9 protein-coding genes are annotated in these 14092 nt (G+C 59.1%); 6 read left to right on the plus strand and 3 right to left on the minus strand.

Features of this window, described 5'->3' with window-relative positions:
• Positions 1–251: 251 nt before the first annotated feature.
• Positions 252–782 (minus strand): HdeD family acid-resistance protein, encoded by a 531-nt coding sequence (locus BLW03_RS07000; RefSeq protein ID WP_212733150.1) that lies wholly within the window; start codon positions 780–782, stop codon positions 252–254.
• Positions 783–1033: 251 nt separating this feature from the next.
• On the opposite strand from BLW03_RS07000, the gene BLW03_RS07005 reads away from it, so the two are divergent.
• The 3 genes from BLW03_RS07005 to BLW03_RS07015 all read left to right on the plus strand — a co-directional run bounded on the left by BLW03_RS07005 (position 1034) and on the right by BLW03_RS07015 (position 4196).
• The gene (locus tag BLW03_RS07005) at positions 1034–1888 is read left to right on the plus strand and encodes a universal stress protein (RefSeq protein ID WP_074652951.1); all 855 of its coding nucleotides are present in this window, start codon (positions 1034–1036) and stop codon (positions 1886–1888) included.
• Positions 1889–1945: 57 nt separating this feature from the next.
• Positions 1946–2671, plus strand: a complete 726-nt coding sequence (locus BLW03_RS07010; RefSeq protein WP_074652952.1) for a phosphoribosyltransferase — start codon at positions 1946–1948, stop codon at positions 2669–2671.
• Between the two features lie 130 nt (positions 2672–2801).
• Entirely contained in the window at positions 2802–4196 is a 1395-nt protein-coding gene (locus tag BLW03_RS07015) for a family 43 glycosylhydrolase (protein WP_083350378.1), read from the plus strand.
• Here the strand turns inward: BLW03_RS07015 and BLW03_RS07020 are convergent.
• Both BLW03_RS07020 and BLW03_RS07025 read right to left on the minus strand, forming a co-directional pair.
• Positions 4193–6499 carry a GH92 family glycosyl hydrolase gene (locus BLW03_RS07020; protein ID WP_074652954.1) on the minus strand — a complete coding sequence of 769 codons (2307 nt, stop codon included), beginning with the start codon at positions 6497–6499 and terminating at the stop codon, positions 4193–4195. The two genes, BLW03_RS07015 and BLW03_RS07020, sit on opposite strands and share 4 nt — an antisense overlap.
• Before the next feature lie 126 nt (positions 6500–6625).
• Entirely contained in the window at positions 6626–9886 is a 3261-nt protein-coding gene (locus tag BLW03_RS07025; RefSeq protein ID WP_074652958.1) for a TonB-dependent receptor, read from the minus strand.
• A gap of 213 nt (positions 9887–10099) precedes the next feature.
• Here BLW03_RS07025 and BLW03_RS07030 point away from each other — a divergent pair, with 213 nt between their 5' ends.
• From BLW03_RS07030 to BLW03_RS07040, 3 genes are all read left to right on the plus strand, one after another.
• The gene (locus BLW03_RS07030; protein WP_074652962.1) at positions 10100–11485 is read left to right on the plus strand and encodes a hypothetical protein; all 1386 of its coding nucleotides are present in this window, start codon (positions 10100–10102) and stop codon (positions 11483–11485) included.
• 388 nt (positions 11486–11873) lie between these two features.
• Complete coding sequence (locus tag BLW03_RS07035; protein WP_212733151.1) at positions 11874–13010, plus strand: acetate/propionate family kinase; 1137 nt, start codon at positions 11874–11876, stop codon at positions 13008–13010.
• 104 nt (positions 13011–13114) lie between these two features.
• Complete coding sequence (locus tag BLW03_RS07040; RefSeq protein WP_074652963.1) at positions 13115–14092, plus strand: universal stress protein; 978 nt, start codon at positions 13115–13117, stop codon at positions 14090–14092.

Here is a 14092-nt window from a genome sequence, read left to right on the forward strand (position 1 = left end):
CTATGGAGAGCAGAGTCCAGATGCGCTGTCGCAGACCGGCGATTCCGCTCGGCCTCTGCAGGTAGTCGGCTTAGTGAACGACATGGTGATGCGCCCAACCTGACAGAGAAAGATCGAAAACACACGCGCCGGTATGGTCTCGACATCAGAACGTGTAACGCTGAATGGGTATATTCGCTGCGTCCGCGCAGCGTTCATCCTACGAACTTATTCGCCGGAGAACTTAGGGCGAACCGTAGCAAATGCGTCCACTAGATGCCATCCGCTAACATCACCGTCCTGCGCACCGCAGTGGCAAGCGAAAGCCGCGCCAGACCACTCACGATCAGATTCACGCCCACGAGCGTGCCAATTGCCCACGCGGCACTGGATGGCCAGTTCTCCCAAATCATGAGTCCGAGTAGCAGCGTCACGATTCCGTTAAGAAGTATCCATCCGGACCGCAAAAGCGGTGAACCAACGATGAAAAACAGTATCTCCACCACTCCCTCGAAGCAGAGAAGAAGCGTGAGCCAAAGCGTAAGGGTTGTGAGCCCGACCGATGGATGCGCCACAAGGTAGACTCCGACAGCCAGGTCGAGAGCACCAAGTAACGTTCGCCAGAGGAACGATCCGATGCGCCACGCAGCGAACGCATACACAAGGTAGGCGATGCCGCTGAGAGCGATGAGCCAGCCGACAACAATCGTGACGCCCAGCCCGGCTGCGCTGGGAAGAGCGATTGCAAGGATCCCGAGCACGATCATCAAGATCGACGAAACGCTCAGCGCTCTGCCAAACATCTTGGGTGAAGTCTGTGATGATGCCGCCATCATGATGCCCCTTTTCGAAAGCTCGGCGCGGCGTTTGGGGTCGTTGAGTTCCACAAAGCGGCAAGCTCAAGGCCAGTGTCCGATCCGAGATTCTCGTCCGATGTGATCGGGATCACCACTTCTCATCGTTATTTCAGTCAATCTTGTGTTCGCCGGATTGGTTTCCAGGCAGGACGAGACTTGCGGTCTCGACGGCAGACCCATTTGAGATTGGAGAACGCATGTTGATCGAACACTCTCAAGAGACGATTGATACGGCGTCCGTAAAAGCTCCGCTAAAACTCCAGAAGATTGTGATTGCGTACGATGGGTCGAATTCAGCGAAGCGAGCGCTCCACGATGCGGAGTTGCTTGCCTTCCAACACCACGCCGAACTGCTGATTCTTTTCGTCGATGGTGCCGACGCGATCTCAGAGGAAACCGGGCTGTCCAACGCCGCGAACGCGAGTCTCCAGGTGACTGCCCACGGTATCCACAACCAGTGGATCCACCGCATCGGAGCGGTTCACGAAGTAATCCATGAAGTTTGCTGCGACTTCGCTGCTGACCTGTTGATGATCGGAGCGTACGGGCATGGCAGCCAGGAGCGGCAGACACTGGGATCGAGCACAGAAAAGCTGCTTCGCACCGAATCGTGTCCCGTTCTCACCTACGGTCCCGCAGTGGCGCAGGATCTGTTTGCGCGCGAACGTGGCGGTCCTGTTCTCTTCACCATTGCTCTGCCATGCATTCCAGCTCAATTACCCAAAGCCCTGAGCCTCATAAAGCTATTCGACGTAAGCATCGAGGTGTTTCACACGGTTGCTGGTCCTCGGCGCCATGATGCCCACTGGTTTGAGAACGAATGCCTGAGCGTTGCGAAGTCCTTTCGGGAGCAGGGAGTACACGCGCAATGGAACGTCGTCTACGGAGATCCGGCTCTGTCCATCTGCAACATGAGTGACCAGATTAAGAGCCCTTTCATCCTGATGCCCTTAAAGAGACGAAACGAGTTGTCAACCACTACGTCGGACAACGTCGCAGCCCGCGTTGTTCGCCGAGCAACTGTTCCAGTTCTGAGCTATCGGTTCAACTGAAGTTCCAGGTTGGACTGAGCATGAGTCGGGCAGCATGCCGTCACGCTGAGGTTTTCGATGATGCTGGCTGATCGCAAAGCTGCGGGTAAGCAATTAGCTGCTAGGTTGCTGGACTACGCAGGCCATGACAACGTGCTTGTTCTTGGCATTCCTCGCGGAGGAGTCCCCGTCGCGTTCCAGATTGCGTCGCGGTTGGATCTGCCACTCGACATCTTTCTCTCGCGCAAGTTAGGAGTACCCGCGCACGAGGAACTCGCATTTGGTGCGATCGCCACGGGCGACGGACGCTATCTCGACCAAACGATCGTCCAGAAAGCTGGCCTCTCGCCAGTGCAGGTTGAGGAGGTTACGCAACGCGTCCAAAAGATATTGAGCGAGCGCGCCGCGCTCTATCGAAGTGAGCAAGCACGCCTCAATGTGACCGGTAAGACAGTCCTATTGGTCGATGACGGGATTGCTACGGGCGCGAGCGTGTATGCCGCTATCCTGGCGTTGCGACAGATGAAGCCAGCAAAGATGGTGGTGGCAGCACCCGTTGTGGCTGCATCCACTCGCGCATGGCTGCAGAAGGAAGTCGATGCATTGGTCTACCTACTCTCGCCAAAAGATTTTCAGGCCGTAGGGCAGTTCTACACTGATTTCGAACAAACAACAGACCGGGAAGTCATCGCCTTGCTGGCCGAGTCACGTCAGCATGCAAAATCTGGAATTTCGGCAATGTGCCATCAGAGCCTTTACGCATCGGACATCTGCGAATCTGATGATCGACATGACGTTCGATGAACCTCCTACAAATTGAACCTGCTTGACGCACGGGCCAAGGCAATTGCCTCTTGCTGGGCGCCGTTTGGACTCCGTCCCGCTAGGGTCCAATCGAAAGACGTCCGCTGGATGCCTTCAATAGACTGGAAGCATGCTGCGCGTACGTTCGCTTTTTCGTTTGCATCTCCCTTCCCAGCTTTGCTTCGCACTGCTGCTCTTCGCTTGCCAGATTTCAGCACAGCAGTGGAACAGTCCGCATGACGGCAATCCGTTTATCCCGGGCTATTACGCCGATGCATCCGTCGTACAGACAGCGGAGGAGACGTACGTCTTCGCTACAGAAGACCCGTGGGGAGGCGATCACCTGGGGTGCTGGCGCTCCACTGACTTCGCGATGTGGAAGTCGTGCACGCTGAACTGGCCTACGAAGCAAGCTGCAGTGAGCGCAACGGCGAATGGCAACAAGGTCTGGGCGCCATCGGTCATTCGTGCGAAGAACGGCCGCTACTACATGTATGTCTCGATCGGCAGCGAGGTGTGGGTGGGCACGGCGGATCGCCCACTTGGTCCGTGGCGTAACGCGCTGGGTTCGCGCCCGCTCATTCCCGCTACCTTCCATCGCGCATACAACATGATCGATGCGGAGGTGTTTCAGGATACGGATGGCACCGCGTATCTCTATTGGGGATCTGGGTTGCATTGGGTCAACGGACATTGCTTCGCCGTGCGTCTCAAGCCCGACATGATCACCTTCGATGGCGAGCCGCAGGATGTGACGCCGCCGAGTTACTTCGAAGGCCCCTTTATGTACAAGCACGCGGGCCTCTACTACCTGATGTACTCGCAGGGCAAGGCCACCGATAGCACCTACAATGTGCGTTACTCCATCGGTGATACACCCTTCGGCCCGTTCCGTGAGGGCCGCAACAGTCCACTGCTGAGTACGGATGAAGCGCAACAGATCCTTGGGCCGGGACATCACGCAATCTTCGATCGCGCGGGCAAGACTTACATCCTCTACCACCGCCATAGCCTGCCCTTCGATGCAAAGATAGTTCGGCGACAACTCTGCATTGACGAATTGCAATTCGACGCGGATGGCGAGATAAGACGTATCACGCCGACACACACCGGCCCTACCCTGTTGCGCGTTGCCCGCAAGACCAAAGAAGCACTGGGCGCTGATGTTACTGCGTCATCGTCACTCGATGAGTTACACCATGCGAGCGCATCGGTGGATGACAACTATGCAACGCGCTGGCTGCCTGCCACGGACGACCACGCACCATGGCTGCAGCTTAACCTGCGCAGGACTACGCAACCTCATCGGCTTGAGATTCGATTCGAATATCCCGAGAAAACCTATGCCTTCCGTCTGCAATCATCGCTTGACGGCAAGATATGGGCGGATATAACAACAGGCGTCACGCATCAAAGCGGATCGCCTGTTGTGATGGATCATCTGCCGAAGAGCCGGTATCTGAGAATGTCATTCCCTGAGCCCAGCTCAGAACCGGTCTCAATCTTTGAGTGGAATGTTTTTTAGTGCGACGCCGGGGCCGCATCGCTCATGGTGAAGCGGAGTGTGCCACCCTGCATCAGGTTCTTGTGTTGCAATTGCGCATCTGTGATCGGCTTGCCGTTCCAGGTGACGCGGCTCGCATAAAACTTTCCGCTCTCTGCACCGGGCGCAAGGATTCGTAACTTGCGTCCGGCGGGCAGCATTACGGTGATGCTGTCGAAACGCGGCGAAGCCAATGTGTACACCGGGCGGCCAGGGCACACCTGGTAGAAGCCAAGCGCGCTCATTACGTACCAGGCGCTCATCTGCCCGGCGTCGTCATTGCCGGCGAGTCCATCGGCGCCGTCTTTGTATTGCCTATCCAGAATGTTGCGGACTTCCTTCTGCGTCTTCTCAGGATGACCTGCGGCAGCGTAGAGATATGCGATGTGATGACCGGGCTCGTTGCCGTGATCGTCGTAGCCTTTACTGAAGAACTCATCCAGGCGCGCCGTGAACTTCTCTTTGCCACCCATGGCTTCCATGAGACCGGGGACATTCTGAGGCACAAAGAAGGTGTACTGCCACGGTGTCCCCTCGGTCACCCACGACACGTGCTTCGTCGGATCGAATGGAGTGACCCACGAACCATTCTGGTTGCGGCCACGTGCGAAACCTACCTGCGCGTCATACACCTTCCGCCAGTTCTCTCCACGCTTGTGAAGCATTGCCGCATCGTCCGCATGACCAAGCTTCGCGGCGAGATCGCCCGCAATTGCATCGTCGTATGCATACTCCAGAGTGCGCGAAACCTGCTCATCTTTATGGAAGGCATCGGTCATGTGATCTTCGAGTGGGATGTAGCCATACTTCAGATACGAGTCGAGGCCGCGACGTCCTTTGCCGTCGATGTATTCCGCGCGATCGCTGGGGACTTCTGTCGCATTCTTACGAATCAGCTTGTATGCACTTTGAATGTCAAAGCCGCGAATGCCTTTGTTGTACGCATCCGCAATCATGCTTGCCGCGTGGTCCCCAACCATCTCGGAGGTATAGCTATTCCATGCCGGAAAGATCGGCAGATAGCCACCCTGTTCGCCCTTCGTGATGATGGATTGCATCATCGATGCTTCCAGCTTCGGATCCAGGATCATCATGAGCGGCGCCTGCGCCCGGAAGATGTCCCACACGGAAAAGTCATCGAACTGCGTGTCGCCGCTCGCGACGTGTTCGGCTGTGCCGTGATCGTGAAAGCGCGGGTAAGTGCCGCTGACATCGCTGTAAGTTCTTGGCTGCAGCATTGCATGGTAGAGCGCGGTATAGAAAATGCTGCGCGCCGGATCATTACCGTCCACCTGAATGGCGGACAGACGCCTGTGCCAGGCGGATCGTGCGGAATGCTTGACGCGTTCGTAGTCCCAGTCGGGGATCTCAACGATTAGATTCTTCCGCGCTTCTTCGAGCGACACAAAGGAGCTGCCGACGCGGACCGTGATCACATCGCCACGATGGACCGCGCCGAAGTGCAGATATGTGCCAAAGCCGGGACGTGTCGCCGATGTTGGAATCGATGCAGCCGCAGCCGATGCGCCACCGGTCGAGGTCATCATCTTCGCGACGGGTATCACCTTCGCTGGCATGCCATCGCCTTCCTGCCTGGTGGCCCCGTCTTTCGTCGATGCCCCGACGTAAGTGCCGACGGCATTAGGCAGGCGGTCGAACTGCGCAACGAACCATGCGCTGTAACCTGCCTCCTTGCCGGACCCTGCATACTCACGCCGCACCGGGACCTGCGCGGTGACTTCCTGACGCGCGGCATCCACTTGCACGAAGCCTTCCCCGGCACGCGCGTTGTTCTCAAGCACGACCCATGCGTCCGGCTGATCCTGCTGAAACTCAAAACGCAAAATACCCGCGCGCGTCGTTCCCGTGACCGATGCTGTGATCTTCGTATCCTTCAGATCGACGGAGTACGCATACGGGCTTGCCTGTTCGCTGGATCGATCGAACGACGAAGCGCGCTGCACGGCATCTGTCTTCAGTGCTCCGGTGCCGGGCATCAGCGTGATGGTGCCGTAGTCCGGAACGCAACTGCCACTGAGGAAGTGCGATGCGCGAATACCCTGGATGCGCGAGTCCGTGTAGTAGTAAGGGGCGACGCACTTGGTCTCACCCGCACGCGTCTGCGGCGTCCACTGGGTCATCGCAAACGGCACGCCGACAGCCGGATAGGTCTGCCCTTCACTCATCGTCCCGTTCCTCGGATGTACCAGATCTTCAGGGGCCTGCTGGCACGACGCGGATGCGCCAACAAAAAGAGCGAGAGAAAGACAGGCAAGATTTTTCATAGGAGTCCAGCGCGATCAAGAGTATGGGATGTTGGGTGTTTCAGGCGAGAAAGAAATGCAGGGCGCAAAGTAAATCGGGCTGTGAGCGGCAACCGGTATGCACGGTCGCCGCTCACAGCCCATCTGTTAGAACGTCAGTTTCAACCCGGCCTGCTGGATGCGCGGTGCGACAGGACCAATCGCCGTGATGCGGCCATAGGTGCTGCTGCCAACCGTGTTGTCCGGCGTCGCGAAGCTGGTGTGATTGAAGGCGTTGAACATCTCCCAACGGAACTGCAGGTGGTAGTGATCCATCGCGGTCCAGTTCTTCATCAATGCCAGGTCACCGTAGTTCAGGCCCGGCCCCTGCAGCAGGTTGCGACCGGACGTACCGAAGGTGCCCGCTGCATTCTGCGCAAATGCCGTCGTTGTGAAGTACTGCTGCAACCACTGCGACTTGCCACCCTGATGTGTCTGCAGGTTCACGTTCACGTTCCTGTCAGCACGATCCTGGTTCTGCAGCGATCCGGAGTTGTTGTTGCCGTTGCCACCGTTGATGCCGAAAGGCAGACCGGAACGCATCGTGTAGATGATGGAACCTTCCCAATCACCCAGCGCACCGCGCAGGAAGGCATTGTGTCCCTTGAGCGAGGGCGTGGTGTACACCACGTTGGTTACGGAGTTCAGCGGAATGTTCAACGACGAGATACCGCGGTTGTAACGGACGTTGTAGGGGTTTGGCAGGTATGCCTTGGCGAACGTCACGTTGCCCGACGAGATGATGTCGATGTTTTTCGACCAGGTAAAGCTCGACTGGAACTGCAGACCGTGCGACATGCGCTTTTCCAGTTGCAGCTGCAGCGAGTGATAGCTGGCGGTGCCGAAGCTTTCGATATCCACCAGCTGCCCGATCGCCGTGTTGGGACGAACACCGCGTAAGGCAGCCGTAGCGATCTGGCCGGGGTTGCGGTCGATGCCCGTGGTCTGGTGGTACGACTGGCTGCCAACGTACGCGAGGTGCGCTGCAAAGTCCTTCCCGAACTGCTGCTCGACGGAAGCATTCCAGCTCTGCGTCATGCCCAGCTTGAAACCCGGTGAGAACGCCGCACTGACCGAAGTCTGGCTACCGAAGTTAAAGTTCGATGCCGGCGCGGCGCCGCCGTATACGAAGGGCGGGAAGGGACTGGTGAAGTTGGTCGCGGCGTAGTTCTTCCAAGGATTGGAGAGCTGAATATCCGGCGTGGTCAGTGTTGCCTGCAGCGTGTACGTCGGGCTGAAGGGGCTGACGTCCACCGTGTGGTTGTACAGCGAGTACGGCAGCGGTGCGGAGAACACACCGAAGCCGGCGCGGATCGCAGTCTTCGGAGTCCACTGATAGGCGATCGCCATGCGCGGTTCGAAGTAGCCGTAGGTGGCCTTCACCAGCGACTGCGGCACGCCACTGTCACCCGGGAAGACCAGGCCGCGGGGCGCGCCTGGGAACATCGTGCTCTGCTGTCCCGGCGAGTACACAACACCACGACCACCCTTTGCGTTGGGCATGAAGTTCGGATCCCAGCGCAGACCTGCGGTAATGGTCAGCTTCGGCGTCGCGCGATACTGGTCCTGCGCGAAGGCACCGAACAGATTGCCCTGCACCTCTGCCAGTTCGCCGGCGCCCTGCAGGTACGTTCCAACCTTACCCAGCAGATAGTCTGCAAGGCCAAGGCCCGTGTAGTAACCGCTGAACGTCGGGATCGCGTTGGCCGGGTAGGAGGTCAGCTCACGAGCCCACTGGTGCCACAGGTCGGCACCGGCTGTCAGGGTGTGGTTGCCCAGCGTCTTGGTGAAGCCTTCGTTGAAGCCGAAGCTGTTGCGGCGCTCACCGGTGAAGCCGGAGTTGCTGGCCGAGAAGGCGCCCGTGACCGAGAAGGTACCGAGATAGCAGGTGCCGGCTGGATCAGAAATGTTCGCCACCTGCGACAGGCAGAACTGCGAACCGCTGGACGTCAATGTGGGAGCACTGGTGCTGACGTTCATCTGGTTCCAGAAGAGCGACAGTTCATTCACGGCCGTCGGCGAAATCGTCCAGGTGTGGTTTAACACCTCGTTGAACAGCTTGCCCGACTTTGCCGTGACCGCTGCCAGCGCGTTACCAGGCTGCAGTGCCTGCGGACGGTTGTAGTACTGAATGAAGCTGCGCAAAGCCAGCCGCTGGTTCTGGCTCAGGTTGTAGTCGATGCGGCCCGTTGCCTCGTGAAAAACCTCGACCGTCTTCGGCGTCGTGTAGTAATACAGGCCGGTCGCAGGGTCCGTTCCCAGCGGGAACACGGTGCGGGCGATCGCCAGTGCAGCCGAGTCATACTGGTTCGGGTTGATTTGATTCTTCTTGCCGTTCACGGTCGTGAAGGGAGCCCGCAGCGTGCCGCTGTACGAACTGAAGTCGCCGTTCAGCATGGCGGCCGTCGGCAGGTTCACGCTGTTGCCGGTGCTCGCCGACGACTGACGCGTCTGCTGATAGTTCGCGAAGAAGAAGGCGCGATCCTTGAGGATCGGTCCGCCGAGGAAGCCACCGAACTGGTTGCGCTTGAGCGGATCGACGGCATGTGAGAAGTAGTTGGCCGAGTTCAGCGCGCTGTTGCGGATGAACTCAAAGACGCCACCGTGGAATGAGTTGGTACCGCTCTTGGTCTCGATGGAGACGACCGCACCCGGCGAGAAGCCGTAGTGCGCGTCGAAGTTATTGCTGATGACGCGGAACTGTCCGGTCGCGTCAGAGTTAGGCGAAGGCGCCGCCAGCAACATGTAGGTGTCCATGTTGGGCACACCGTCCAGCAGGTACAGCGTGCTGCCCTGACGGCCGCCCCCGGCGCTGGCGCCTGACTCATTCGGGAAGGTCGTCTGGTTCTGCTGCGTACCGGCGCTGGTGTTCAGAATGTTGACGATGCCCGGCGAAAGCAGCACCAGGCTGGATGGGTCACGGCCGTTCAGCGGCAATTCCCGCACGGCCTGCTCGCCCACCGTATTGCTGACCTCGGCGTTGGTGGCGTTCAGCAGCGGTGTATCAGCTGTGACGTCGACCACCTCATCCTGGCTGCCGACGATCAGGGCAATGGGCAGTGTCGCCTGCTGGCTGACGGTAAGCTGGATGCCCTTCTGCTGGAACTTCTGGAAGCCCTCGTGCGACACCGTCACGATGTAGTTGCCAGGGGGGACGGTTGGGAACTGGTAAAGACCGGAATCATTCGACTTCGCGGTCATGGTCAGATTGGTCTCGGTATTCACCAGCGTGATCTGGCTGTCAGGAACGGCGGCACCGGTGCTGTCATTCACGACACCCGATAAAACTGCTGAGCCACCCTGTGCGTGGGCCATGGCGGCCCCCGTCATCAGAACCGCAATCGTTGGCCTCAAAAACTTGTGCATCATTCAAATCCTCGCGAAATCCGGACTTAGGCAGCGTCATAGCGCGCTTCTCTAAGTGCCCGGCCATCCTTCGCGGCGCGAAATACGACTGGTAAGTTAATTCACCGTAAAGCTCGACGAACGCCCGGAGACCTCTTGCTTTCAGTGACATAGAGATAACTCTTTACAGTGAGATACCCTGTATTAGCAGGGTTTTCAGGAAGAGAGTATTCGAAGGTGCAGGCAGAAGAGGGCAAACAGACCGTAGTTTCGGTGACTGACCGGGAACGGCAGGAAGCTCTGGAACGCGTTCTGATAAGTCCGCTGCTCAACCGCTCTGTCCGCCTCCGCCGCTTCCTGAGCTTCGTCGTGGAAGAGAGTATGAAGGACGACGCTGCCGCGCTTACCGAGCAGCGAATCGGCGTTGCTCTCTTCGACCGCTCCCCCTCCTATGACACCGGGGCGGACAATATTGTTCGCGTGAATGCCACGGAACTGCGCAAGCGGCTGGAGCAGTTCTATTCGGGAGACGGCATCGCCGAGACGCTGCTCATCGAAATTCCTCGCGGGTCGTACAAGCCGGTCTTCATCCGACGTACGGTTGTGGCCTCTGCTACCGAGGAGCAGCCCCCGGCTATCGAACAGCAGGACGAGCTGCTCCCTCCCGTCACCAGCACAGATCCCGCGCTCGCAGAGCGCCGCGCCTCCGCCGTGAACAGTGGAAGCCTTCTGACCCGGGCAGCGATCGCCGCGCTCGTTCTAGTCACGGCGCTCCTGGCCATTCAGACTTACCGCGCACATAGTCTGGCGGCGCAGCTCGAACCATGGCGGGCGCAGCCGGCGCTGCAGGCCCTGTGGAGGAACTTTTTCGACAGCGATACAGAGACGACGATCGTGCTGGCCGACACCTCGTTCGCCATGGCGCAGGACGTGTCCGGCTATCGTCTGACGCTCGACGACTACCAGCGGCATCGGTTTGGTGAGGTCGCCCAGCAGTATGCCCTTCAGCCGAACGGTGGAGCGGCGAACTCCTCTGTCCTCTCCCTGCTCTTCAGCCGCTACAGCGGCAGCATCGGCGATTTCTACACGGCCCGCCGCATCCTCGCGTTGCAACCGGCCTCATCCGCAGTGAAGATCCAGTTCGCTCGCGATTTCACCGGGGAGCTCTTGCGGCACGACTCGACCATCCTGCTCGGCAGCACCCGTTCCAATCCTTGGGTCGAACCCTTCCAGGCGAAGCTTCTCTATCGCCTGCAGAGTTCGGCAGATGGACACAGTATTGAGGTCCATGTCGAAGCGCCTCAATCCGGGGAGCAGTCCGTTTATGCCACCTCGTCCGATCCCAACCGGACCGACGGCTTTTGTGTCATCGCGCTGATGCCGAGCCTGGGCGGCTCGGGCAAGACCATGATCATCGCCGGAACCGACTCCCAGGCGACCGAAGCGGGCGGAGACTTCGTAACGCAGGAAGCCACGCTGAAGCAGTTGCAGGCACGTCTGCCTGCAGCCAGCTTCGACAACTTCCAACTGCTGCTGCGCACCTCGCGCACCTCCGGCAGTCCCCTGGCCGCCGAAATCGTCTCGGTACGTGGCAACACCGCACCCCACCCCGCCACTCGCTGATTCCGGGATTACTCGATGATCGGGGCCTGATCTCACGCTCAGGATGGAGTGCCTCTCCGCACCAGGCCCCACGCCGAGCCTGGAACTTCGATTGCAATCGGCAGCAGCAAATTGCTTCAGGCGAGTGGTCTGTCGACGGTGGAACAGCGAAGACTGCTGTGTACCAGAAGGCGTGATCCGTTTCGTGTGATTCACATCACAGCGTTTCCGTTCATGGCTCCGCAGACTGATGCAGTCCCCTGATACCTGGAATCGGCCCGCAGAGTTGCGCCGGCATTCGACTTCTGGACCAGGCTGCGAACCGATCGGAGAACGAGATTCACGAAAGCGCTGAGTCCACCCGCATGGAAGGTAGCACTCCGAATGAGAGCCGCGACGGGATGCGGCCATGATGACGGAGCATTCCGAGTTAATCCTTACCATCAATCACGGCTCTTCCTCGCTGAAGATCGCCTTCTTCGAAGTTCATGGTCATACCGTTCATTGCGTCTTACGGGGCGCTGCGGAAGCGCTTGGCAACCCGCCGTCGCGCGCATTCTTGTGCGACAGCATAAGATGCGTCCTCTTCAACACCGAGAAGACGTTCGCTTCGCCAGAAAAGGCACTCGAAGTCCTGTATGCGGCCGCGATCCGGATCCTGCGGAGACGCCCGACCTGCGTCGGGTACCGCGTGGTTCACGGCGGCCCGCACCTCCTGAAGCATTGCCGCATCGACGACGAAGTTCTGATGACTCTGAAAGAGTCGATCCACTTCGCGCCGCTCCACATACCGCAGGCTCTCACGATCATGCAGCACATGCGGACGGTCTTGCCGTATGCGGTCCACTGCGCATGCTTCGATACGACCTTTCACCGCACCATGCAGGAGGTGGCTACACGGCTACCGCTGCCGCAGCGTTACTTCGACGCAGGCATTCGCCGCTATGGCTTCCATGGCCTTTCCTATGCGTCGATTGTCGAGCGCCTGGGCAGTGACGTGCCCGAGCGGATGATCATTGCGCACCTGGGCAATGGATCCAGCCTCTGCGCGCTTCGTCATGGCAATTCCATCGACACCACTATGTGCTTCACACCCACGGGCGGCATCCCGATGGCGACACGGTCTGGCGATCTTGATCCCGGAGTCTTGCTCTTCCTGATGAGGACCTACGGACTCGGTGCGGACGAACTGGAGGCCATCGTCAATCGGCAGTCCGGCCTGGCAGCGTTAACCGGAGGCGGCGGGGACATGCGCGCGATCCTGAAGGGTCGGAACGATGGAAACGCCTGTGCCGAGCTTGCGATCCAGACCTATACGCGGTCGGTCCGAAAGGCGATCGGCGCCTATGCCGCTCTGCTGGGAGGTGTCGATCGACTCATCTTCACTGGCGGCATCGGCGAGCACAGCAACGAAATCCGCGACATGGTCTGCGGCGGGCTGGAGTCCCTGGGCATACGACAGGGCGACCGTGGCAAAGGGAACGTCATGGTGATGGCCGCAGGAGAAGAGCAGGAGATCGCTCACATCTGCCGAACCATTGGATGACTTCCGAGAGTGCGCGGCTACGACGCTTCTCGAAGTGTGATCGGTATCACTGCCCGTAAATCTGCTCGTTTTTACTCTTGATGCAGAGGAAGGGAGCGAAGGCGATGCAAAGTTCGCAGCGCAGTGAAAGCCTCAGCATGCTACCCCGGCCCCACGGCCTGGAGATCGGCAAGATCCTCGTAGCGCTGGACTTTGATAACCAGGCGCTCAAGGTGCTCGAAGCCGCCTTGTGCATCGCCAGGACGTTCCGGTCCGAGGTTTTCCTGGTGCATGCCGTCCCGGCCCATTCGAACGACGATACCCTCGTGAAGGAAGATGCCTGTTTTCGGGAATCCTGCATCCAGGCAGCGATCCGAAAGCTGAAGGAGGCTGTGGCCGCGCGCCCCTCGCTCAACTCTCTGACGCACCATGAGGTCGCCGCCACGGGTTCCCCGTTCAACCTGATTCAGAAGCTTGTCGCATCCGAAAAGATTGACCTCATCATTGTGGGATCACACGGAGCGATGGGCCTTGAGCGCATTGCGATTGGGTCTTTCGCCGAAGGTCTCGTGAGGCGTGCGAACTGCCCCACGCTTGTGGTCGGCCCTCATGCCGTCATCTCCGGCGACCTCTTTCGAAAAGTTCTGCTTGCCACCGATCTCGGGAAGAGCTGCGTTTCGGCGACGGCCTTTGCCGCAGCCCTCGCAATGCATTCGCAGGGCGAGCTGTATTCCCTGCACGTCATCAGCCGTAAGAACGTGCCGATCCTGGCGCAGTCCCCGGCCACCGAAGAACAGTTCGCCCGTCATAGTATGCGAACGAGCCTGCCGCCGGATCTCACGTCGCAATGCAGTGTGGGCCTCCTCGCGAAGCACGGCGTCGCCGAAGAAATCATCGTAGACACGGCTACGGAATACGCCGCCGGCGTGATCGTCACCGGGGTATCGGAAGGCATGCTGCACGACGAACACGCACCCTGGTCGACCTTCGGAGCGATTGTTCGGGAAGCCCGGTGCCCCGTGCTCGCGATTCCGAACGGTGCTTACCTACGCACCTCGGATTCCGGAGTAAGCGATACCCTACTTGCTCACTCCGGGCACTGA

The sequence above is a fragment of the Terriglobus roseus genome (assembly GCF_900105625.1).
Taxonomy (GTDB): domain Bacteria; phylum Acidobacteriota; class Terriglobia; order Terriglobales; family Acidobacteriaceae; genus Terriglobus; species Terriglobus roseus_B.

Coding starts and splice junctions, on each gene's coding strand:
- BLW03_RS07000 (WP_212733150.1), bottom strand. CDS start 782: ATGTTTGGCAGAGCGCTGAGCGTTTCGTCGATCTTGATGATCGTGCTC.
- BLW03_RS07005 (WP_074652951.1), top strand. CDS start 1,034: ATGTTGATCGAACACTCTCAAGAGACGATTGATACGGCGTCCGTAAAA.
- BLW03_RS07010 (WP_074652952.1), top strand. CDS start 1,946: ATGATGCTGGCTGATCGCAAAGCTGCGGGTAAGCAATTAGCTGCTAGG.
- BLW03_RS07015 (WP_083350378.1), top strand. CDS start 2,802: ATGCTGCGCGTACGTTCGCTTTTTCGTTTGCATCTCCCTTCCCAGCTT.
- BLW03_RS07020 (WP_074652954.1), bottom strand. CDS start 6,499: ATGAAAAATCTTGCCTGTCTTTCTCTCGCTCTTTTTGTTGGCGCATCC.
- BLW03_RS07025 (WP_074652958.1), bottom strand. CDS start 9,886: ATGATGCACAAGTTTTTGAGGCCAACGATTGCGGTTCTGATGACGGGG.
- BLW03_RS07035 (WP_212733151.1), top strand. CDS start 11,874: ATGATGACGGAGCATTCCGAGTTAATCCTTACCATCAATCACGGCTCT.
- BLW03_RS07040 (WP_074652963.1), top strand. CDS start 13,115: ATGCAAAGTTCGCAGCGCAGTGAAAGCCTCAGCATGCTACCCCGGCCC.